1 protein-coding gene is annotated in these 371 nt (G+C 49.1%); it reads left to right on the forward strand.

All coding sequences use genetic code 11. The features are described from left to right. The coding region (locus tag ACLWS4_RS37870; protein ID WP_416876555.1) for a hypothetical protein at positions 1-371 on the forward strand (371 nt) is incomplete at both ends.

The following is a 371-nucleotide window of genomic DNA, read 5'->3' on the forward strand; positions in this document are numbered from 1 at the left end:
GGATCTGCTGGAAAGCAACAGCAGTGTACTGGCGGATGGCAAAAAAGAAGGGGACTCACTCCAAAATGATTATCTGGATTATGTCAAAATGAAAAGTATGACCGACTCCCTTGCCAAAATTTTCACTGACCGCCTTCTTTCTTTAAATGACGCGCTAACCAGCGAAGCCGTCAAACAACAGCTTGACAGCCTTCATCTTGGGAACGAAGCGGTGCGCGCCCAGTTTAGCAATAAAACGGGCGAAAATGCGAATATCCGCTTCGAATCCGATACAATCCGGCAATATCTGGCCAATACGGCGAATGCGCTCCGTGCGCAGCAGAACGACCTTGAAACAACTCTCCAATCCGACCTGCAGCAGTCGATTAGCG

The organism is Kitasatospora sp. SC0581, from assembly GCF_048159585.1.
Taxonomy (GTDB): domain Bacteria; phylum Actinomycetota; class Actinomycetes; order Streptomycetales; family Streptomycetaceae; genus Kitasatospora.